Genomic DNA, 243 nt, shown 5'->3' on the forward strand with positions numbered 1-243 from the left:
TGTAAAGCTCATCGACGCGGCCGAGGCAGAGCCAGGCGACGATTTCGATATGGTCGGGGATTTCCAGAATGGCGCGAATGTCGCTGTCGTGGAAAATGCTGACCCAGCCGACGCCGATGCCTTCGGCGCGGGCCGCCAGCCAGAGGTTCTGGATGGCGCAGACGGTCGAATAGACATCCGTGCGCGGATTGTGGGTGCGGCCCAGCACCACCTTGCCGCCACGCGTCGGATCGCAAGTGACAC

Annotated in this window: 1 protein-coding gene; it reads right to left on the minus strand. The window is 63.4% G+C overall.

All coding sequences use genetic code 11. From position 1 onward, the window contains the following. The coding region (locus tag SB816_RS34385) for a nitroreductase family protein (protein ID WP_410548545.1) at positions 1-243 on the minus strand (243 nt) is incomplete at both ends.

This window comes from Achromobacter sp. SIMBA_011 (assembly GCF_046535435.1).
GTDB lineage: Bacteria > Pseudomonadota > Gammaproteobacteria > Burkholderiales > Burkholderiaceae_B > Achromobacter > Achromobacter dolens.